The sequence below is a fragment of the Streptacidiphilus alkalitolerans genome, assembly GCF_042511045.1.
In the GTDB taxonomy this organism is placed as follows: Bacteria; Actinomycetota; Actinomycetes; order Streptomycetales; family Streptomycetaceae; genus Streptacidiphilus; species Streptacidiphilus alkalitolerans.
The window spans coordinates 103838-125645 of the sequence record NZ_JBHEZX010000011.1; the positions used below are offsets into that span (position 1 = coordinate 103838).

The following is a 21808-nucleotide window of genomic DNA, read 5'->3' on the forward strand; positions in this document are numbered from 1 at the left end:
GAGCGCCCTCACCGTGGCCGACAGCTTCGTTCACCTGCATGTTCACACCGAGTACTCGATGCTGGACGGGGCCGCGAAGAACGGCAAGCTGATCGGCGAGGTGGAGCGGCTCGGCATGCCCGCCGTGGCCATGTCGGACCACGGAAACATGTTCGGCGCCTACGAGTTCCAGCAGATCGGCGCGAAGAGCGGGGTGAAGCCGATCATCGGGATCGAGGCGTATGTCGCCCCCGGATCGCGCTTCGAGAAGAAGCCGGTGTTCTGGGCCCCGGGCGGGCAGCGCAGCGCCAACACGGACGGCGAGGGCGGCAAGGACGTCTCCGGCGGCGGCCGCTACACCCATATGACGATGTGGGCCGAGAACGCCCAGGGGCTGCGCAACCTGTTCAAGCTCTCCTCGCTGGCGTCCATCGAGGGCTACTACATGAAGCCCCGGATGGACCGCGAGCTGATCGCGGAGAACGCGGCCGGGATCATCGCCACCACCGGCTGCCCCTCCGGCGAGGTGCAGACCCGGCTGCGGCTCGGCCAGTACGAGGAGGCGGTCAAGGCCGCCTCCGCCTACCAGGACATCTTCGGCCGGGAGAACTACTTCCTGGAGCTGATGGACCACGGCCTGGACATCGAGCGCAACGTCCGCGAGGACCTGCTGCGGCTGGCCAAGGAGCTGCGGATCCCGCTGCTGGCCACCAATGACTCGCACTACGTCACCGAGGACCAGGCCGACGCCCACGACAACCTGCTCTGCATCGGCGTCGGCAAGAACAAGGACGACCCCAACCGGTTCCGCTTCAACGGCTCCGGCTACTACATCAAGACCGCCGAGCAGATGCGGGAGATGTTCCGCGAGCTGCCCGAGGCCTGCGACAACACCCTCGCCATCGGCGAGCGGGTGCAGTCCTACGACGAGGTCTTCACCTACGTCGACCGGATGCCGCAGTTCGACGTGCCCGAGGGCGAGACCCAGTCCTCGTTCCTGCGCAAGAAGATCGAGGCGGGCCTGCAGGACCGTTACGGCGACAACCCGGGCCAGGACGTGCTGGACCGGATCGAGCTGGAGATGGGCGTCATCTCCCCGATGGGCTTCGACGCCTACTTCCTCGTGGTCGCCGACATCTGCCAGTACGCCCGGGACAACGGCATCCCGGTCGGCCCCGGCCGCGGCTCGGCGGCCGGTTCGATGGTCGCCTACCTGACCCGAATCACCGAGCTGGACCCGATCGAGCACGACCTGCTGTTCGAACGCTTTCTCAACCCGGAGCGGATCAACCCGCCCGACGTCGACATCGACTTCGACGACCGCCAGCGCGACCAGATGGTCCGCTACGTCACCGAGAAGTACGGCGAGGCCTACACCGCCCAGGTCAACACCTTCGGCACGATCAAGGCCAAGGCCGCGGTCAAGGACGCCAACCGGATCCTCGGCTACCCCTTCTCCATGGGCGACCGGATCACCAAGGCGATGCCGCCGGACGTGATGGGCAAGGGCGTCCCGCTCTACGCGCTGTTCGACGACAAGCACCCCCGGTACTCCGAGGGCGGCGAGATCCGCGCCATGTACGAGAACGAGCCGGACGTCCGGAAGATCATCGACACCGGCAAGGGCATCGAGGGCCTGACCCGCGGCACCGGCGTGCACGCCGCCGCCGTCATCCTGTCGTCGACCCCGCTGCTGGAACTGATCCCGCTGCACCGCCGTGACAAGGACGGCGTGATCATCACCGGGTTCGACTACCCCTCATGTGAAAACATGGGCCTGATCAAGATGGACTTCCTGGGTCTGCGGAACCTGGGCATCATCGACCACTGCATCAAGATCGTGAAAGAGAACCGGGGCGTCGAGGTCGCCACCGAGAAGATGCCGCTGGACGACCCGACCACGTACGAACTCCTGGCCCGCGGCGACACCCTGGGCGTGTTCCAGCTGGACGGCGGCCCCATGCGGGCGCTGCTGAAGTCCATGAAGCCCTCCGAGTTCGCCGACATCTCCGCCGTCTCCGCGCTGTACCGGCCCGGCCCGATGGGCATGAACTCGCACAACAACTACGCCGACCGCAAGAACGGCCGGCAGGAGATCACCCCGATCCACCCGGAGCTGGAGGAGCCGCTGCGCGAAGTCCTCGGCCCCACCTACGGCCTGATCGTCTATCAGGAGCAGGTGCAGCGAGCCGCGCAGGTGCTGGCCGGCTACAGCCTGGGACAGGCCGACCTGCTCCGCCGGGCCATGGGCAAGAAGAAGAAGGAGGTCCTGGAGCAGGAGTTCGTCCCGTTCCACGCGGGCTGCAAGGAGCGCGGCTACTCGGACGAGGCGATCCAGGCGGTCTGGGACGTCCTGGTCCCGTTCGCCGGCTACGCCTTCAACAAGTCGCACTCCGCCGCGTACGGGCTGGTCTCCTACTGGACCGCCTTCCTCAAGGCCAACTACCCGGCCGAGTACATGGCCGCGCTGCTCACCTCGGTGTCCGACGACAAGGACAAGATGGCGATCTACCTCGCCGAGTGCCGCCGGCTCGGCATCAAGATCCTGTCCCCCGACGTGAACGAGTCCGTGGTCGACTTCACCGCCGTCGGCGACGACGTCCGGTTCGGGCTGAAGGCGGTGCGCAACGTCGGCATCCCGGTGATCGAGTCCCTGGTGGCGAGCCGGACCGAGAAGGGCAAGTACACCTCCTTCGCCGACTTCCTGGACAAGGTCGAGCTGCCGGTCTGCAACAAGCGCACCGTGGACTCGCTGATCAAGGCCGGCGCGTTCGACTCGCTGAACCACACCCGGCAGTCGCTCGCCGCCGTCCACGAGAACGCCATCGACTCGGTCACCGGGCTGAAGAAGCAGCAGGCCATCGGGCAGGACGACCTCTTCGGCTCGATCGACACCGGCGCCGACAGCAGCACCTCCATCGGCCTGGACTTCGAGCTCTCCGACCGGGAGTGGCCGCGCAAGCACCTGCTCAGCCTGGAGCGGGAGATGCTCGGCCTCTACGTCTCCAGCCACCCGCTGGACGGCGCCGAGCACATCCTCTCCCGCAACCGCGACGTGTCCATCGCGGAACTGCTGGGATCGGGCCGCACCGACGGCGAGGTCAAACTGGCCGGGCTGATCACCGGTGTGGACCGGCGGATCAACAAGGCCGGCAACGCCTGGGCCATCGTCACCCTGGCCGACCGCGACGGCTCGGTCGAGGTGCTGTTCTTCCCCAAGAACTACATGCTGATCCAGCAGGAGCTGATCGAGGACAACGTGGTCGCGGTCAAGGGCCGGCTGAACGAGCGGGACGGCGCGCTGTCGATCTTCGGCTCGGAGATGGCCCCGCTGGACATCTCCTCGGCCGAGCACGGCGGCCGGCCGCCGATCCAGCTGAACATCCCGGAACGGAAGATCACCCCGCAGCTGGTCGCCGAGCTCCGCCGCACCATGCGGGCGCACCCGGGCGAGGTCCCGGTCCGGCTGCTGATGGAGGGCCGCAGCAAGAGCGTGCTCTTCGAACTCGGCTTCATGGTCGACCCCGAGAGCGGCTTCGCCAGCGACGTCAAGGGCCTCCTCGGCCCCGGCGTCTGGGCCGCGGCCTGACCCTCCGTCAGCCTCCCAGCGGGGGCAGCGCGGTGGCGTAGAGCCAGGCGGTGAAGAAGGTGTGCAGCGGGTGGCTGCTGTGGCGCTGGGCCAGGGTGGTGAAGTCGGCGGTGGTGACCGTGCCGTGGCGGTGCAGGGTGGCCCACTCGCGCAGCAGGGCGAAGAAGGACGGGTCGCCGAGGACGCCGCGCAGCGCGTGCATCACCAGGCCGCCGCGCTGGTAGAGCCGGTCGTCGAACATCAGGCTGCGGCCGGGGTTGGCCAGCACCAGGTCCTGCGGCAGGGCGCTCAGCCCGGCGTGGGCGTGGGCGGCGTGCTGGGCCGCGCTGCGACCGCCGGAGCGCTCGGACCAGAGCCACTCCGCGTACTTGGCGAAGCCCTCGTTCAGCCAGATGTGCCGCCAGTCGGCGACGGTGACGCTGTTGCCGAACCACTGGTGCGCCAGCTCGTGGGCGACCAGCCGCTCCGAGCCCCGGTGGCCGTCCACGTGGTTGGCGCCGAAGGTGGAGAGGCCCTGGGCCTCGACCGGGACGTCCAGTTCCTCGTCGGTGACCACCACGGCGTACTCGCCGAAGGGGTAGGGGCCGAACAGCTCGGTGAACAGCTCCATCATCCGCGGCTGGCGGGCGAAGTCGGTGACGCAGGCGGAGGTGAGCCGGGCCGGGGCGTAGACGGTCTGCGGGACCGCTCCCGCCGCCAGCAGCAGCTGCTGGTAGTGGCCGACCTGGACCGTGGCCAGGTAGCTGGGGGTGGGCGCGGGCTGCTCGTAGACCCAGGTGGTGGCCCCGGCCCGGACCGTGCGGGTGAGCAGCCGGCCGTTGGCGACCACGGTGTACGGGCTGGGCGCGGTGACCGAGACCTGGTAGGCGGCCTTGTCCGCGGGCCGGTCGTTGCACGGGTACCAGGACGGCGCCCCGATCGGCTGGCTGGCGACCAGCGAGCCGTCCTCCAGCTCCTCCCAGCCCAGCGTCCCCCACTCGCTGCGGACCGGGCGCGGGTTGCCGCCGTAGCCGACCTCTATGGTGAACGCCGCCCCGGCCGCCAGCGGGCGGGCCGGGCGCAGCCGCAGCTTGCCGGCCCGGTGGGTCCAGCGGGCGGCCCGCCCGTCGACCAGGATCTTGGTGATCCGGAAGTCGGCGAAGTCCAGCACCGCCTCGGCCAGCGGCGCGGCCCCGTTCAGGCAGGTCAGCCGGGCGCTGCCGGTGAGCCGGTTCGGGGCCGGGCGGTAGTCGAGCGCGAGCTCGTAGCGGTGGACGTGGAAGCGGGCGTCGCCGTGGTTCGGGAAGTACGGGTCAGCGAGCAGCTGCGGTGAGCGGGGGGCGGGCGACGACTGCTTGGGACTCAATGCTGTTCTGCTCCGCTGCGGGGGTGAGGGAGGGCTCGGTGGCGGCAACCCAGGGGGCGATGGGGTTGCCGAGCCAGCGGCTGTCCGCCGGGACGGACTCGCCGCGCATCACCAGGGACGCGGGGCCCAGGGTGGTGCGGGCGCCGATGACGGCCCCGGGCAGGACGATACCGTGCGGGCCGAGCGTCGCGCCCTCCTGGAGGATCACCTGGTCCATCCGCATGATCCGGTCGTGGAAGAGGTGGGTCTGGATCACGCAGCCGCGGTTGACGCTGACCCCGTCGCCCAGGGTGACCAGGTCGGCCTCGGGGAGCCAGTAGCTCTCGGTCCAGACCCCGCGGCCGATCCTGGCGCCGATCGCGCGCAGCCAGGTGTTGAGCAGCGGGGTGCCGGGGACCGCGTTCAGCAGCCAGGGGGCGGCCAGCACCTCGGTGAAGGTGTCGGCCAGCTCGTTGCGCCAGACGTGGCTGCTCCAGAGCGGGTGCTCGACCGCGGTGAAGCGGCCGATCAGCAGCCATTTCGCGGCGACCGCGACCGCGCAGGCGGCCAGCCCGGCGGCGAGCAGCACCGCGCCGGAGCAGACGGCGGCGAGCAGCAGCCCGACCGGCCCGCCGCCGACGCTCCGGGCCAGTCCGGCCAGCACGGCCAGCACGCTGAGGCCCAGCGCGACCGAGATCATCACCGGGACGATCCGGAACAGCTCCACGGTGCCCCGGGTCCGGCGCAGCCGGGCGGAGGGGGCGTAGGTGAGGCTCTGGTCGCCGCCCTGGGCCCGGCGCGGCAGCTTCATCGGCGGCATGCCGAGGTAGGAGCTGCCCTTCTTGGCCTTCTTCGGGGTGGCCGAGAGCACGCCGACCAGGCCGCGGTCCGGGACCGAGCGGCCGGGGGCGGTCATCCCGGAGTTGCCAAGGAAGGCGCGCTCGCCGATCTCCGCCTCGTCGATGCGCAGCCAGCCGCCGCCCAGCTCGTAGGGGGCGATCAGGGTGTCGTCGGCCAGGAAGGCCCCGTCCCCGACGGTGGTCATGCTGGGCAGCGCGAGCACGGTGGACGCCTCGACGCCCTGGCCGACCCGCATGCCCAGCGCCCGCAGCCAGGCCGGGGTGAACAGGCTGGCGTAGAGCGGGAACAGGCTGCCCCGGGCCAGGTCCATCAGCTGTATCACGGTCCAGGCCTGCCAGGCGGTGCGGCTGTGCAGCGGGTGGTGCCCGGCCCGCAGGCCGATCCCGAGCAGCCGGACGGCGGCCAGTACCAGCGCGGCGTAGGCCAGGAACCCGGCCAGGGTGGCCAGCGGGACGGCGGGCAGCGCCTGCGGCAGCATGGCGCCGGGGGTGCCGCGGTCCACGAAGGCGCCCAGCACCAGCGCGGCCGGGACCGCGGCGAGCAGTGGCAGCAGGGTCAGCGCGATCCCGCTGATCCCGTACATCGCGGCCCAGATGCTGGTGCGCTCGGGGCGGGCCTTGGGCCAGGCGTGCTCGGCCCGGCCGGTCTTGGTGGCCGGGGCGCCGGACCAGCGCTGGCCGGTGGGCACCTGGCCGGTGACGGCGGATCCGGCGCCGATCTCGGCCCGCTTGCCGACCCGGGCGCCGGGGAACAGGATGCTGCGGGTGCCGACGGTGGCGCCCGCGCCGACCCGGACCGGGCCGAGCTGCAGCAGGTCGCCGTCCAGCCACCAGCCGCTGAGGTCGACGTCGGCCTCGACCGCGCAGCCCTTGCCGAGCTTGATCATGCCGGTGACCGGCGGCAGGGTGTGCAGGTCCACGTCCGGGCCGATCCGGCCGCCGAGGGCGCGGGCGTAGCGGGTCAGCCAGGCGCCGGAGAGCGCGGTGGCGCCGCTGGCCTCGGCCAGCCGTTCGGCGGCCCAGAGCCGCAGGTGGACGCTGCCGCCGCGCGGGTGGCTGCCGGCTTCGACACCGCGCAGCAGCAGCCGGGCGCCGCCGGCCGCGATCACGATCCGGCCGACCGGGCTCCAGAGCAGGACGGCGGCCGGGACCACGGTCCACCAGGACACGCCCAGACCCCAGCCGAACAGGCTGCCGAGCGCGGCCAGGGCCACGGTCCAGCGCAGGCCGACCACGGTGAGCAGCGGAATGGTGAGCAGGGTCTGGACGATCCCGGCCCGGCGCGGGGTCGGGGTGATCTCACGGACCGCGCCGCCGCCCTGGGCCGACTTCTCCAGCCGTCGGGCCAGCTCGCGCAGCACCGGGGCCTGGTAGATGTCACTGACCGCGATGGCGGGGTAGCGGGTGCGGATCAGGGTGACCAGCCGGGCCGCGCCCAGGCTGCTGCCGCCGATCGCGAAGAAGTCGTCCTTGGCGCCGCCGACCGGCACGCCCAGCACCTCGGCCCACTGCTCGGCGAGCCACGCCTCGGTGCCGTAGAGATGCTCGGTTCGGCCCTTGCCCTCCAGCTGGGCCAGCGGCCAGGGCAGCGCGTTGCGGTCGACCTTGCCGGAGGTGCGCACCGGCAGGTCCTGCACCAGGGCGAGCAGCGGGACCATCGCGGCGGGCAGCTCGGCCCTGAGCCGGCGGACCGCCTCGTCCTGGTCGAAGCCCTGGTCGGTGACCAGGTAGCCGACCAGCAGCTGGTTGCCGCTGCGCGCGGTACGGACGGCGGCGGCGGCCCCGCTGACGCCGGGCAGCGCCTGCAGCACCGCGTCGACCTCGCCCAGCTCGATCCGGCGCCCGCCGAGCTTGATCTGCTCGTCGGCGCGGCCGAGGAAGACCAGGCCCTCGGGCTGGGCCAGCACCAGGTCGCCGCTGCGGTAGGCGCGCTGCCAGCCGGTGGATTCGAGCGGCGCGTAGGTCGCGGCGTCCTTCTCGGGGTCCAGGTAGCGGGCCAGGCCGACACCGCCGATGACCAGCTGGCCGCTCTCGCCCATGGCCACGACCTGGCCCTGCTCGTCCACGACGGCGAGCTCCCAGCCGTCCAGCGGCAGGCCGATCCGGACCGGGGCCTCGCCGGTGAGCGGCGCGGCGCAAGCGACCACGGTCGCCTCGGTGGGGCCGTAGGTGTTCCAGACCTCGCGGCCCTCGGTGGCCAGCCGCTCGGCCAGCTCGGGCGGGCAGGCCTCGCCGCCGAAGATCAGCAGCCGGACGTCGCCCAGCGCGTCGGCGGGCCAGAGCGCGGCCAGGGTGGGCACGGTGGAGACCACGGTGATCTCCTGCTCCACCAGCCAGGGGCCGAGGTCCGCGCCGCTGCGGACCTGCGAGCGGGGGACGGTGACCAGGCAGGCGCCGTAGCGCCAGGCCAGCCACATCTCCTCGCAGGAGGCGTCGAAGGCCACCGAGAGGCCGGCCATCACCCGGTCGCCGGGGCCGATCGGCTCCTCCTGCTGGAACAGCGCGGCCTCGGCGTCGACGAAGGCGGCAGCGCTGCGGTGGGTGACCGCGACGCCCTTGGGCTTGCCGGTGGAGCCGGAAGTGAAGATGATCCAGGCGTCGTCGCCCAGCTCGGGACGGCCCGCGGGCCGTCCGGCGGCAGCGGCGGCGGCGGCCGGGACGGCGGGGGTCGGGACGGCAGGGGTCAGGTCGGCGGTCGGGGCGTCGGCGCCGGGCACGGGCCGCAGGGTCAGCTCGCGGTCGGCGCCGAGCACGGCGCGGACACCGGCCTCGCCGAACACCAGCGCGGCGCGCTCGTCCGGATCCTCGGCGTCCACCGGGACGTAGGCGGCGCCGACGGCCAGCACCGCGAGGATGCCGACGTAGAGGTCCGCCGTCCCGGAGGGGACCCGGATGCCGACCCGGTCGCCCCGGCCGACCCCGGCCGCGGCCAGGGTCCGGCGCAGCGACTCCACCTCGGCGGCGAGGGCGCGGTAGCTGAGGGCGGTGCGTCCGTCGTCCAGCGCGGGCTCGCCGGGGTGGGCCGCGACCGCGGCGTCCAGGATGTCGATCAAGGTCCGCGGGGCGTGTGCGGGGCGTCCGGCGAACAGGGCGAGACCGCTGGGGGCAGCAGCGCCTTCCAGCTCCGGGTCGTACACGGCCGTGGTCATAGATCCTCATCTCGTATGCAACCCGGTCGATGCTAGACCCGCCGGGAGGCGCACGGAATCGCCATTCCTCGCGCAAAGTCCGTTTCGCCATGGATATCTGACGCATCGTCAGCTCATAGACGCCCTGATTCCCCTCGTAGTTGACGGCCCGTCAGTTAGTTCTGACAGGTCGTCAGCAAAATCTTGAACTGAGACTCATCACACATGGCACAATGCACCAAGTGTACTGAATATCCGTTTTTGTGCCATCAGGCATAACCCCAGTGCGGCTTTCCGCTCTTCTCGGCGCAGCGCAGCAGCCGGCCGTTGGCGTCATGGGTCTCGGCGCCCAGGTCCGCGGTCCGGCAGAACTGGCCGGCCTTGTAGCAGTTCCCGGCGGCGGAGACGATCTCGCAGGTGGTGGCGGCCCTGGTCGGGGTCGGCGACTTGCTGGCCCGGTGCGTCGGCGCGGCCGGGTGCGGGGCCGTCCGGGTGACGCTCGGCCTGGCGCTGCTGGGACGGTGGCTCGGCGTGGGCGCCGGGGTGCTGACCGGGGTGGTGGGCGTGGCCGCGGCCGTCGTGGTCGCCGGGGCGGCGGACAGCGTGGTGACGGCCGCGGGCGACTGGGCGGCGGCGGGCGACGCGTTGGTCGCGGTCGGGCCACAGGCGGCGAGCAGGGCGCAGAGCGCGGCGGCGGCCAGGGCCGCCGGGAGTCTGCGTACGGCGGCGGGGACGGGGGCGGGTATCCGGGTGGGCATGGGGCGACCTTCGGCCAGGAGGGGTGCGACAGGGGGACGCAGACTACCGGCGCTGACGGATCCTCAGTTCGGTTTCGCCGTTCGGGTCTTCCGGGCCCGCGGGTGGTGTAGAACCCCCGCTAGCGGGGCGCGCTGCGGATGTCGAGCTTGCGGATGACCCGGTCGACCAGTTCCGGGTCGGCGCCGGGCTCCATCCGGGCGAGCTGCATCTCGACCCGGCCGGCCGCCAGCATCTCGGCCTCGACCTCCTGGAACCGGCGGACCTGCCGCACCCGCTCCTTGAGCTCCCGGCGCTGGTCCTCGTCGTACATGTCCGGGCGGACCCGGGCCAGCCGGTCGGTCTGCCGGGCCCGCAGCCGCTCGACCAGGTCCTCGGGCAGGTCCTCGGCCGCGGCGAGCTCCTTCAGCCGGAGCAGTCCGGCCTTGGAGACCCGGTACCAGAGCTGGCGCTCGGCGGCGTCCTCGGCGTCCTCGTCCCGGCCGAGGTGGAGCTTGCGCACCACCCAGGACAGCGTCATGCCCTGCACCAGCAGGGTGAACAGCACCACGCAGAAGGCGATGAAGACGATCTCGTCACGGCCGGGGAACCCCGCCCCGCCCTTGACCGTGAGCGGGATGGCCAGCGCCAGCGCCACCGAGGCCACGCCGCGCATCCCGGACCACCACAGCACCGTGGACTCGCGCCAGCTCAGCGGGGTGGCCTCCTCGCGTTCGCCGCGGCTGCGGTCCCAGCGGGCGGTGACCCAGGCGCCGGGGAGCAGCCAGAGCAGCCGGACCCCGACCACCACCACGATCACCAGTCCGGCGTCCCCGAGCATCGCGGTCCAGTTGCGGCCCGCCTCGGCCAGCACGATGGCCAGCTCCAGGCCGATCAGCCCGAAGGCCACCCCGGAGATCAGCAGCTCCACCACGTCCCAGAAGGCGCTGCCGACCAGGCGGAAGCCGACGTCGTCGGCGCCGACCGTCCGGTCGTTGATCCAGAGCGAGCAGACCAGGACCGAGAGGACGCCGGAGCCGTGCGCCTCCTCGGCCAGGGTGTAGGCGGCGAAGGGGACCAGCAGGCTGAGCGCGACCTGCAGGGTCGGGTCGTCCAGCAGGGACATCACCCGGCCGCTGAGCCAGCCCAGGCCGACCCCGATGACCAGGGCGAGCACCGCCGACAGGACCAGCCGCTCGGCCGCCTCCAGGGTGGAGAACTGGCCGCTGACCACCGCGTCCACCGCCAGCCCGTACACCACCAGCGCGGTGACGTCGTTGAACAGGCCCTCGGTCTCCAGGATGCCCATCAGCCGGCGCGGCAGGCCGACGCTCCCGGCGACCGCGGCGGCGGCGATGGGGTCCGGCGGGGAGATGATCGCGCCCAGCGCGACGGCCGCGCCGAGCGGCAGCACCGGCATGATCCAGTGCGCGGCGAGCGCCACCGTCGCCGTGGTGACCAGCACCAGGGCCACCGCCAGCAGCAGGATCACCCGGTAGTTGGCCTTGAAGTAGCGGGTGGTGGAGCGCTGGGCCGCGGCGTAGATCAGCGGGGGCAGCACCAGCGGCAGGATCAGGTCCGGCTCCAGGCTGATGTTGGGCACCCAGGGCATCAGCGCGAGCGCGATCCCGATCAGCGTCATCAGCACCGGCTGCGGCAGGCCGATCCGTCCGGCGAGCGGGGTGGTGACGATGGCGGCCAGCAGGACGAAGAACAGAAGCATCAGCTGGGCCATGCTGCCGACGGTTCCTCTCCCCGGTGCGGATCTCTGGGCTCATCCTGCCAGGGAGCAGGCCGCACTGCGGGGCGGAGTACCGCCGTCGGGGTCAGCTCTCGGAGCTGATGATCTCCAGCGCGCGGGACAGGTCCTCCGGGTACTCGGTGCGGAACTGCACCCACTCCCCGTCCGAGGGGTGCTGGAAGCCGAGCTCGACGGCGTGCAGCCACTGCCGGGTCAGCTTCAGCCGCTTGGCCAGGGTCGGGTCGGCGCCGTAGGTGATGTCGCCGACGCAGGGGTGCCGCAGCGCGGACATGTGCACCCGGATCTGGTGGGTGCGGCCGGTCTCCAGCTTGATGTCCAGCAGCGAGGCGGCCCGGTACGCCTCGATCAGGTCGTAGTGGGTGACCGAGGGCTTGCCGTTGGCGACCACGGCCCACTTCCAGTCGCTGCTGGGGTGCCGGTCGATCGGGGCGTCCACGGTGCCGGACATCGGGTCGGGGTGGCCCTGGACCAGCGCGTTGTACTTCTTCTCGACGACCCGGTCGCGGAACTGCGCCTTGAGGGAGGTGTAGGCGATCTCCGACTTGGCGACCACCATCAGGCCGGAGGTGCCGACGTCCAGGCGGTGCACCACGCCCTGGCGCTCGGAGGCGCCGGAGGTGGAGATCCGGTAGCCGGCGCCGGCCAGGCCGCCGATGACGGTGGGTCCGGTCCAGCCGGGGCTGGGGTGGGCGGCGACGCCGACCGGCTTGTCGACCACCACGATGTGCTCGTCGTCGTGCACGATCCGCATGTTGTCGATGCGCTCGGCGACGATCTGCACCGGCGCGGGCGGGGCCGGGATCTCGACCTCCATCCAGGACCCGGCCAGGACCCGGTCGGACTTGCCGACCACGGAGCCGTCCAGCGTCACCTTGCCGTCTGCGGCCAGCTCGGCGGCCTTGGTGCGGGAGAACCCGAACATCCGGGCGATGGCGGCGTCGACCCGCTCGCCCTCGAGGCCGTCGGGTACGGGAAGGTTTCGGATCTGCGGAACGGTGCTCACCTGAACGAGTATGCCGGACCGGCGGGGCCGGACCCGCCATCAGCCCTTGGCTTCGGGGCCCTGCCCGGCCTCGGCCCCGGGCTCGGCGGCAGCGCCGGAGCCCTCGGCGGCGGGGGCCGAGCCCTCGGTGGCGGCGGGGTCGGAGCCGCCGTCCGCGCCGGCCTTGGCGTCCCGCAGCGCGGTCCCGTCCGGGTTGGTGCCCAGGAAGGAGAGCAGCACCACCAGGATGCCGCCGCAGACGATCGCCGAGTCGGCCAGGTTGAACACCGCGAAGTGCTTCACCGAGATGAAGTCGACGACCTCGCCGCGGAAGACCGAGGGCGAGCGGAAGATCCGGTCGGTCAGGTTGCCGAAGGCGCCGCCGAGCAGCAGGCCGAGCGCGATCGCCCAGGGCAGGCTGTAGAGCTTGCGGGCGAGCCGGCAGATCACCACCACCACGGTGGCGGCGATCAGGGTGAAGACGATGGTCATCGCCGCGCCCATGCCGAAGGCCGCCCCGGGGTTGCGGGTGGCCTGGAGCATCACCCAGTCCCCGGCGATCCGGATCGGGTTGTGGTACTCGAGCCGGGCCACCACCAGCAGCTTGCTGCCGAGGTCGAGCAGGTAGGCGAGCACCGCGACCGAGAGCAGCACGCCGATCCGGCGCCGGCGTCCGCTCGCGGCGGCCGCCGGTCCTGGCTCGGCCGCGGTCACCGGAGTCGCGGGCGCGGTCGCGGGAGCAGCAGCGTCGTCCGCCGGGGCCTTCTGGAAACCTGGGGTACTGATGATGCGCTCCGCTGAACCGAGTCGGGTGGACTTCCGTGGTCGAGCGTACGGTACGGCAGAGCGGCGGCGCGGAGGGGTCCGCGCCGCCCGGGGGTCCGGACAGACCCTGTGTGTCCGCGGCTAGCGGCGCTCCTGCTTCTGCTTGCACTGGACGCAGAGGGTGGCCCGGGGGAACGCCTGGACCCTGGCCTTGCCGATGGGCTCGGCGCAGGACTCGCACAGGCCGAAGCCGGCCTGCGCCATCCGGGCCAGCGCCCGTTCGGTCTGCGCCAGCATGTCCCGGGCGTTCGCGGCCAGCGAGAGCTCGTGCTCGCGGGAGATGTTCTTGGTCCCGGCGTCGGCCTGGTCGTCGCCCGCGCCGTCGCCGGAGTCCCGCATCAGGCCGCTGACCGCCTCGGCGGAGGCGGCGATCTCGGCCTTCAGCTCCGTGGCGGCGTCGGTCAGCTCCTGCTGCAGCTCGGCGACCTCCGCCTCGGTCCAGGGGTCCTCGCCCGGCCGCACCGGCAGCGCGGCGGCGGGACCGACCGACCCCGCGTCCGCAGCCGCGGGCCGCTCGGGGTGTGCTGCCCTGGCCCGGGTGCCGCTGGGCCGGGTGGCAGTCTCGATCTTGTGACGGGTCACTGTGCCCTCCCCCGGGTCGGCCACGGACGTTCCCGCGCGGCGCGATCCCGCGGCCCCGCTCCTTGCCTTGTCCGCCATGCTGATGACCCCTTCGCGATTCATGCGACTGCGTTGCTGCCGGCACAACGTGGTGCCGGAACGATATTGCGTAACGAATCCCATCACAATGGGACATACCGGACGAAGCAGGCCCGGTTTTCACCGACCGGCCGCGGTCGCTCGTCTCCGGCTCCTCACGATGTGTGCCCAGAACGTGACCTGATAATCGCCATCCGTCATCGTTACCGGTGCGTCACCCTGCGGAGAGACCCGCTCGGCCCCGTGCGGCACGGGAAATCCGGTTGCCGCGGACCTATAGACTTGGCGCTGCAAGGCGTGGATGGGGACGAGTACCGCCGTACGCAGCCAGTAGCGACCCGGGGACGGTGAAAGCCCGGGGGGCGTGCACGACGGGAAGATCACCCCGGAGCCGCCGGAGGAACAGCTCCCCCGCCACGGGGGCGCCCAGTAGAGCCGGCCGCAACCCCTAATGAGGGGGTCGTGCGCGCAGGCAGCTGCGGCGGGCGCGGCCAAGGAGGGTGGTACCGCGGGACCGGGCAGCACACGGTCTCGTCCCTTCGTCGGAAGCCGCACGCCGTACTCGCGCCCGCCGGAGGACCACGCACATGACCCAGTACCGAGCCGTCCCAGCCCAGGTCGACCTGCCCGCGCTCGAGCACGGCATCCTTTCCTTCTGGGGCGACAACAAGATCTTCCAGCGCAGCCTGGAGCAGTCCGAGGGCCGCCCGGAGTGGGTGTTCTACGAGGGCCCGCCGACCGCCAACGGCATGCCCGGCGCGCACCACATCGAGGCCCGGGTCTTCAAGGACGTCTTCCCGCGCTACAAGACCATGAAGGGCCACCACGTCGCCCGCAAGGCCGGCTGGGACTGCCACGGCCTGCCGGTCGAGCTGGCCGTGGAGAAGGAGCTCGGCTTCTCCGGCAAGCAGGACATCGAGGAGTACGGGATCGCCGAGTTCAACGAGCGCTGCCGCGCCTCGGTGACCCGGCACACCGACGCCTTCGCCACCCTGACCAACCGGATGGGCTACTGGGTCGACCTGGACGACGCCTACCGCACCATGGACCCGGACTACATCCAGTCGGTCTGGTGGTCGCTGAAGCAGATCTTCGACAAGGGGCTGCTGGTCCAGGACTTCCGGGTGGCGCCCTGGTGCCCGCGCTGCGGCACCGGCCTGTCCGACCACGAGCTGGCCCAGGGCTACGAGACCGTGGTCGACCCCTCGGTCTACGTCCGCTTCCCGCTCACCTCGGGCCCACTGGCGGGCACGGCCTCGCTGCTGGTCTGGACGACCACGCCGTGGACCCTGGTCTCCAACGTCGCCGTCGCTGCCCACCCCGAGGTGGTCTACGTGGTGGCCACCGACGGCAAGGAGCAGGTGGTCGTCGCCGAACCGCTGCTGGAGAAGTCGCTGGGCGAGGGCTGGACCGCCACCGGCGAGCGCTTCACCGGCGCCGAGATGGAGCGCTGGACCTACCGGCGGCCGTTCGAGCTGGTCCCGGTCGACGGCGCGCACTACGTGGTCAACGCCGAGTACGTCACCACCGAGGACGGCTCGGGCCTGGTCCACCAGGCCCCCGCCTTCGGCGCGGACGACCTCGCCACCTGCCGGAACTACGGCCTGCCGATGGTCAACCCGGTGCTCTCGGACGGCACCTTCGAGCCCGACCTGCCGCTGGTCGGCGGGCAGTTCTTCAAGAAGGCCGACGAGGCCCTGGTCGCCGACCTGGACGCGCGCGGCCTGCTGTTCCGTCATGTCCCGTACGAGCACAGCTACCCGCACTGCTGGCGCTGCCACACCGCGCTGCTCTACTACGCGCAGCCGTCCTGGTACGTCCGCACCACCGCGGTCAAGGACGCGCTGCTGCGCGAGAACGAGGGCACCAACTGGTTCCCCGAGAACGTGAAGTACGGGCGCTTCGGCGACTGGCTGAACAACAACATCGACTGGGCGCTGTCCCGCAACCGCTACTGGGGCACCCCGCTGCCGATCTGGCGCTGCGAGGAGGACCACCTCACCTGCGTCGGCTCGCTGGCCGAGCTGAGCGGGCTGACCGGGCGCGACCTCTCCGAGCTCGACCCGCACCGGCCGTTCATCGACGAGGTCACCTTCGGCTGCCCCTCCTGCGAGGGCACCTCGGTGCGCGTCCCCGAGGTCATCGACGCCTGGTACGACTCGGGTTCGATGCCCTTCGCGCAGTACGGCTACCCGCTGAAGAACGCCGACCTGTTCGAGAAGCGCTACCCGGCCCAGTTCATCTCCGAGGCGATCGACCAGACCCGCGGCTGGTTCTACACGCTGATGGCGGTCGGCACCCTGGTGTTCGACAAGTCGGCGTACGAGAACGTGGTCTGCCTGGGCCACATCCTGGCCGAGGACGGCCGGAAGATGTCCAAGCACCTGGGCAACATCCTGGAGCCGATCTCGCTGATGGACCAGCACGGGGCCGACGCCGTGCGCTGGTTCATGGCGGCCGGCGGCTCGCCCTGGTCGGCCCGCCGGGTCGGCCACAACACCATCCAGGAGGTGGTCAGGAAGACCCTGCTCACCTACTGGAACACGGTCGCCTTCCAGGCCCTGTACGCCCGCACCGCCGGCTGGGCCCCCTCGGCGTCCGACCCTGCCCCGGCGGACCGGCCGCTGCTGGACAAGTGGCTGCTGTCCGAGCTGAACCTGCTGGTCCGCGAGGTGGACTCGGCGCTGGACGGCTTCGACACCCAGCGGGCCGGCAAGCTGCTGTCGGCCTTCGTCGACGACCTCTCCAACTGGTACGTCCGGCGCGGGCGCCGCCGCTTCTGGCAGGGCGAGCCGGCCGCGCTGGCCACCCTGCACGAGGCGCTGGAGACGGTCACCCGGCTGATGGCCCCGCTGACCCCGTTCATCACCGAGCGGGTCTGGCAGGACCTGGTCGTCCCGGTCACCCCCGGCGCGCCCGAGTCGGTGCACCTGGCCGACTACCCGGTGGCCGACGAGGCGCTGATCGACGCCGACCTGTCCCGGCACATGGCCCTGGTCCGCCGCCTGGTGGAGCTGGGCCGGGCCACCCGGGCCGACTCCGGGGTGAAGACCCGTCAGCCGCTGTCCCGGGCGCTCATCGCCGCGCAGGGCTGGGAGGAACTGCCCGCCGAGCTCCGGGCCCAGGTCGCGGAGGAGCTGAACGTCAGCGAACTGGCCTCGCTGGCCGAGGCCGGCGGGTCGCTGGTGGACACCACCGCCAAGGCCAACTTCCGGGCGCTCGGCAAGCGCTTCGGCAAGGGCGTCCAGGAGGTCGCCAAGGCCGTCGCGGCGGCCGACGCGGCCGGGCTGAGCGCCTCGCTGCGGGCCCACGGCACGGCCACCGTGCTGCTGGACGGGGAGCCGGTGGAGCTGACGCCGGAAGAGGTGATCGTCACCGAGACCCCGCGCGAGGGGTGGGCGGTCGCCAACGAGTCCGGCGCGACGGTGGCGCTGGACCTGCACATCACCCCGGAGCTGCGGCTGGCCGGCATCGCCCGCGACGCCATCCGCCAGGTCCAGGAGGCCCGCAAGAACAGCGGCCTGGACGTCGCCGACCGGATCGTGCTCCGCTGGACCGCGGCCGACCAGGACACCGCGAGCGCCCTGGACACCCACGCCGGTCTGATCGCCGACGAGGTGCTGGCGACCGACTTCGGCTCCGGCGGGGCGGACTGGGCCGAGGCCGCGCCGTTCACGGACGAGGCCCTGGGGCTGACCTTCTGGCTGCGGAAGGCCTGACCCCCGGGTCTGGCCCCCGGCCCTGACCCCACGTCAAAGGCGTTGGGCAGGTGGGGCGGCGGAACCATGGCCGTCGCCCCACATGTCTATCCTTGTCAGTTGTTCCACACATCGCGTGGGTGCGGCCCGCGTGGGTTCAGCGGATCAAGGAAGGCCGAAGGCCACCATGGAAGGCACGTCCACGTTCCCCCTCCCCTCCACCACCGACCACGTCCGCTACACCGACGGCGTGCTCACCCTGGACGGTCTGGCCCTCGACGGGCTGGTGGCGGACGTGGGAACGCCCGCCTATGTGTACTCGCTGGACGTGATGGCTGCGGCCATGGAACGGGCCCGGGCGGCCTTCGCCCCGCTCGGCGGCCAGGTCTCCTACTCCGTGAAGGTGAACTCCAACCAGGCGGTGCTGGCCCGGATGGTCCGGCTGGGCGCCGGGTTCGACGTGGTCAGCGGCGGTGAACTCAGCCGGGTGCTGGCCGTCGGCGGCGATCCGGCCAGGACCACCTTCGCCGGGGTCGGCAAGACCGACGAGGAGCTCGCGCTCGCGGTCCGGCACGACGTCCTGGTCAACATCGAGTCCGCCGACGAGTGCGAGGCGCTGAACCGGGTCGCCGCCGCGCTGGGCCGCAGGGTCCGCTGCGGGATCCGGGTCAACCCCGGGGTGACCGTGGACACCCTAGCGCCGATGCAGACCGGCAGCGCCAAGGCCAAGTTCGGCCTGCCCGCCACCGAGGCCAGGGCCCTGCTGGATGCCTGCCTGGCCGGACGCTACCCGCAGCTGTCGCTGCTCGGCGTGCACATGCACGTGGGCTCGCAGGTGCCCGAGCCCAGCGGCATGGTCCGGGCCGCGGAGGTGCTGCTGGACCTGCTGGAGTACGCCCAGCAGCGCGGTCTCGACGAGTTCCGCCGGTTCGACCTCGGCGGCGGCTTCCCGATCGACTACGGCGGCCCGGCGGTGCCGACGGTGGAGGAGTTCGCCGCCGCGCTCACCCCGCTGCTGGGCGGACGCCGCGACCTGGACGTCTACCTGGAGCCTGGCCGCTCCATCGCCGGACCGGCCGGTGTGCTGGTCGCGCAGGTGCTCTACCGCAAGCACCGGCCGGGCCAGCGGATGCTGGTGCTGGACACCGGGATGCACCATCTGATCCGCCCCGCGCTCTACCGCACCGACGTGCACCGCATCCTGCCGGTGCTGGCCGGGCCCTCCGCCGGGCCGACCGTGGTGGTCGGACCGGTCTGCGAGTCCACTGACACCTTCGCCGAGAGCGCCGAACTCCCCGACCTGGCGCCCGGCGACCTGGTGGCCTTCATGGACGCCGGGGCCTACGGGATGGTGATGGCCTCGCACTACAACACCAACCGCAAGCCGCCGGAGATCGTGGTCGAGAACGGCGCGGCCCGGGTGGCCCGACCGCGCGAGCAGTGGTCCTCGCTGTTCGCCAGCGAGCGCCCGTAGCGCCTGACCGGGCGTCAGCGACAGTAGGACGTCGAACTTTGCCATCGCCCAGCCCCCTCGCCTACACTGCGGCCCGGCATCAACCAGTCGTGTTCCTGTCATCTCTGAACGGCATTGTCAAGGGGGACATATGCTCGATCTGCTCGGGCTTGGGACTGCCGCTGAATCGGTGTACCGAGGCTTACTGAAACACCCTCATGAGGACGTCGGGGAGCTGGGGTTACGGCTCGGCCTCTCCGACCAGGAGGTGCAGGAGGCGCTCCGGCTGCTGGGCGAACTCGCCCTGGTGCGGCCCTCCACCGACGATCCGCGGCAGCTGCACGCGGTGAGTCCCGGCGTCGGGATGGAGATCCTGCTCGCCCGGCAGCGGATCGCCCAGCAGGTCCGGATCGAGTCGAGCTGGCTGGCGGCGGCCGAGTTCGTCGCCGAGCTGTCCGACCGGCCGCCGGGCTCGACCGAGGGCGGGGTGCTGCGGCTGCACGGCCAGGACCAGATCCGGGACCACCTGTCCGGACTCGGCGCCAAGGCCAAGGAGGAGATCCTGACCTTCGCCCTGGCCTGGCCGCAGGCCGCCGCCGAGATGCAGACCCTGCGGCCGCTGACCCAGCAGTTACTGGAGCGCGGGATCAGACTGAGAACCGTCTATCCGGACAGCGTCCGGCGCAGCACCCCCTCGATCGACCAGGCCAGGTCGCTGGCCTCGCTCGGCGGCGAGGTGCGCACGACCCCGACCCTCCCCACCCGCCTGATCATCTGCGACCGGCGGACCGCCCTGGTCGCCTCGGACAACCACCCCACCGCCGAGGCGCTGGCGGTGTCCGACCGGGGAATCCTCTCCGCGCTGGGCGCCCTGTTCGACAACATCTGGAGTTCCGCAGCGCCGCTGGGCTGCTGCCAGCAGCACGAGGGCCAGGAGTCCCTCGGCCCGCTGCAGATGGACGTCCTGCGGCTGCTCACCGAGGGGTGCACCGACGAGGCGGTCGCCAGGCGGCTGGGCATCTCCACCCGCACCGCCCGCCGGGTCGCCGCGGACCTGATGACCCGTCTGGACGCCAAGAGCCGTCTGCAGGCCGGGGTCAACGCGGTCCGGCGCGGGTACCTCTAGGGGGTGTCCGGTCGGTGCTCGCGTGCGCCCAGGTGCGACAGCGCCGCTGCCGTCATCGCCGAGATGCCGGCGGGCAGCGCGGTGCGCACATCGGGGGCGAACTCCGGCGAGTGGTTGGCGGGCAGGGCGGCGAGCTTCTCCGCCGCCGAGCCGCCGGCCGCCCGCGCCCACTGCCGCGGGCCCACGCTGCCGAACATCCAGTAGACCAGCGGGATCCCCGGCCGCCCGTGCACGGCGAGACCCGCGTCGCCGAAGAGCGGGAAGTCCTCGGTCACCATCGACGACGGCCAACTGGCCACTCGTTCGGGCCCGTACAGCTCCAGATGGGCCTGCCGGACGGCCGCGGCGGCGGCCGGGTCCGAGCTCAGCACCGGCGAGCGGGACACGGTGACGATGTCCGGCTCCCGTTCGCAGCCGGACGCGGCGCACTCGGCCCGGAGGATCCGCTCGACCGCGGCGCCGGCCCGGTCGAGCGCGGCCTCGCTCAGGCCGCGCACGGTGATGCCCATGGTCGCCCGGTCCGGCACCACATTGCCCCGGCTGCCCGCGTGCAGCGAGCCCACCGTGAGCACCACCTGCTCGGCCGGGGCGGTCTCCCTGGAGACCACGGTCTGCAGCCGCAGCACCGACGCGGCCGCGGCCACCACCGGGTCCACCACCAGGTGCGGGGTGCCCGCGTGGCCGCCGCGGCCGTGGATCACCACCTCGAAGCCGATGCTGCCGCCCATCATCGGCCCGTAGCCGTGCCCATGGGCCACCATCCCGGCCGGCAGCGGCGCGGTGTGCTGCGCCAGCACCACGTCGGGCCGCCCGAACCGGTCGTACAGTCCGTCCGCCAGCATGGCCCTGGCGCCGCTCAGGGTCTCCTCGGCGGGCTGGCCGACCACCACCAGCGTGCCCTGCCAGCGGTCGGCGGCCCGGGCCAGCAGGGTGGCCGCGCCGGCCGCCGCCGCGGTGTGCAGGTCGTGGCCGCAGGCGTGCATCACCGCCGACCGGCTGGCGTACGGCAGGCCGGTGTCCTCCCGCAGCGGCAGCGCGTCCAGCTCGGTGCGCAGCATCACCACCGGTCCCTCGCCGTTGCGCAGCACCCCGACCACGCCGTGGCCGCCGACTCCGGCGGTCACCCGGTAGCCGTCCTGCTCCAGCCGGGCGGCGAGCCGCCGCGCGGTGCGCGCCTCCTCGCCGGAGAGCTCGGGGTTGCGGTGCAGGTCCAGGTAGAAGACGGTGGCGGGGGCGAGGATCTCGTCCAGGCCGGCCAGGACCGGGCCGGGTCCGACGGCGGATGCGGGTGCGGGAGCCATGGGCAACTGCTACCTCTCCAGGTCGGCACATCGCTGACGCGGGAGGACAGCGAAGTGACAGCGGAACAGCAGGGGATCGGTGAGCGGGTGCGGTTGGAATGGCCGTACGACGCAGTCCGGGGCGCCTCGGAGTTCCCGGTAGGTCGCAGCACCCAAGGAGTCCCCATGACCCAGCAGACCGCCCTCGCCTCGCTCGCCGACGAGATCCTGGAGCTCGAGTCGGAGACCTTCGAGATCTCGGACTACTCGGACGCCAGCGAGGTCGTGCTCGCCGGTTGCACGAGCTGCAGCTCCTGCTCCACCTCGTCGACCTGTAGCACCACCTCCTGCACCGCCTGATCCGCACCCGGGCCGTGGACGCCGCCTACGGCGGTGTCCACGGCTTC

12 protein-coding genes and 1 pseudogene are annotated in these 21808 nt (G+C 72.1%); 5 read left to right on the forward strand and 8 right to left on the reverse strand.

Going from position 1 to position 21808, the window contains the following annotated elements; all coding sequences use genetic code 11:
- The first annotated feature begins 13 nt into the window (after positions 1 to 13).
- A complete protein-coding gene (gene dnaE / locus ACEZDG_RS24185) occupies positions 14 to 3568 on the forward strand; it encodes a DNA polymerase III subunit alpha (RefSeq protein WP_380513020.1) in 3555 nt (1184 codons plus the stop codon).
- 7 nt (positions 3569 to 3575) lie between these two features.
- On the opposite strand, the gene ACEZDG_RS24190 is transcribed toward dnaE, so the two are convergent.
- The 7 genes and pseudogenes from ACEZDG_RS24190 to ACEZDG_RS24220 form a co-directional block, all read right to left on the reverse strand.
- Positions 3576 to 4913 (reverse strand): M1 family metallopeptidase, encoded by a 1338-nt coding sequence (locus tag ACEZDG_RS24190; protein WP_380513022.1) that lies wholly within the window; start codon positions 4911 to 4913, stop codon positions 3576 to 3578.
- Positions 4861 to 8901 carry a Pls/PosA family non-ribosomal peptide synthetase gene (locus ACEZDG_RS24195; RefSeq protein WP_380513024.1) on the reverse strand — a complete coding sequence of 1347 codons (4041 nt, stop codon included), beginning with the start codon at positions 8899 to 8901 and terminating at the stop codon, positions 4861 to 4863. The genes ACEZDG_RS24190 and ACEZDG_RS24195 overlap by 53 nt, the downstream gene beginning before the upstream one ends.
- A 248-nt stretch (positions 8902 to 9149) precedes the next feature.
- Positions 9150 to 9638 (reverse strand): hypothetical protein, encoded by a 489-nt coding sequence (locus ACEZDG_RS24200; protein WP_380513026.1) that lies wholly within the window; start codon positions 9636 to 9638, stop codon positions 9150 to 9152.
- Between the two features lie 119 nt (positions 9639 to 9757).
- Entirely contained in the window at positions 9758 to 11350 is a 1593-nt protein-coding gene (locus ACEZDG_RS24205) for a Na+/H+ antiporter (RefSeq protein WP_380513028.1), read from the reverse strand.
- A 91-nt stretch (positions 11351 to 11441) separates the two neighbouring features.
- Entirely contained in the window at positions 11442 to 12380 is a 939-nt protein-coding gene (locus ACEZDG_RS24210) for an RluA family pseudouridine synthase (protein ID WP_380513030.1), read from the reverse strand.
- 168 nt (positions 12381 to 12548) lie between these two features.
- Positions 12549 to 13148, reverse strand: a pseudogene (lspA, locus tag ACEZDG_RS24215) (signal peptidase II); the annotation flags it as partial.
- Between the two features lie 117 nt (positions 13149 to 13265).
- Positions 13266 to 13766: a TraR/DksA family transcriptional regulator gene (locus tag ACEZDG_RS24220; protein ID WP_380513032.1), complete on the reverse strand. Its 501-nt coding sequence runs from the start codon at positions 13764 to 13766 to the stop codon at positions 13266 to 13268.
- Positions 13767 to 14431: 665 nt separating this feature from the next.
- On the opposite strand from ACEZDG_RS24220, the gene ileS reads away from it, so the two are divergent.
- From ileS to ACEZDG_RS24235, 3 genes are all read left to right on the forward strand, one after another.
- The gene (gene ileS, locus ACEZDG_RS24225; protein ID WP_380513033.1) at positions 14432 to 17563 is read left to right on the forward strand and encodes an isoleucine--tRNA ligase; all 3132 of its coding nucleotides are present in this window, start codon (positions 14432 to 14434) and stop codon (positions 17561 to 17563) included.
- 166 nt (positions 17564 to 17729) lie between these two features.
- Complete coding sequence (gene lysA, locus ACEZDG_RS24230) at positions 17730 to 19016, forward strand: diaminopimelate decarboxylase (protein WP_380513035.1); 1287 nt, start codon at positions 17730 to 17732, stop codon at positions 19014 to 19016.
- A 247-nt stretch (positions 19017 to 19263) separates the two neighbouring features.
- A complete protein-coding gene (locus ACEZDG_RS24235; RefSeq protein ID WP_380513037.1) occupies positions 19264 to 20121 on the forward strand; it encodes a LuxR C-terminal-related transcriptional regulator in 858 nt (285 codons plus the stop codon).
- On the opposite strand, the gene ACEZDG_RS24240 is transcribed toward ACEZDG_RS24235, so the two are convergent.
- Positions 20118 to 21422 carry an amidohydrolase gene (locus ACEZDG_RS24240; protein WP_380513038.1) on the reverse strand — a complete coding sequence of 435 codons (1305 nt, stop codon included), beginning with the start codon at positions 21420 to 21422 and terminating at the stop codon, positions 20118 to 20120. The two genes, ACEZDG_RS24235 and ACEZDG_RS24240, sit on opposite strands and share 4 nt — an antisense overlap.
- 165 nt (positions 21423 to 21587) lie before the next feature.
- Here ACEZDG_RS24240 and ACEZDG_RS24245 point away from each other — a divergent pair, with 165 nt between their 5' ends.
- Positions 21588 to 21761, forward strand: coding sequence for a thiazolylpeptide-type bacteriocin (locus ACEZDG_RS24245; RefSeq protein ID WP_380513040.1), 174 nt, complete (start codon positions 21588 to 21590; stop codon positions 21759 to 21761).
- Positions 21762 to 21808 lie beyond the last annotated feature (47 nt).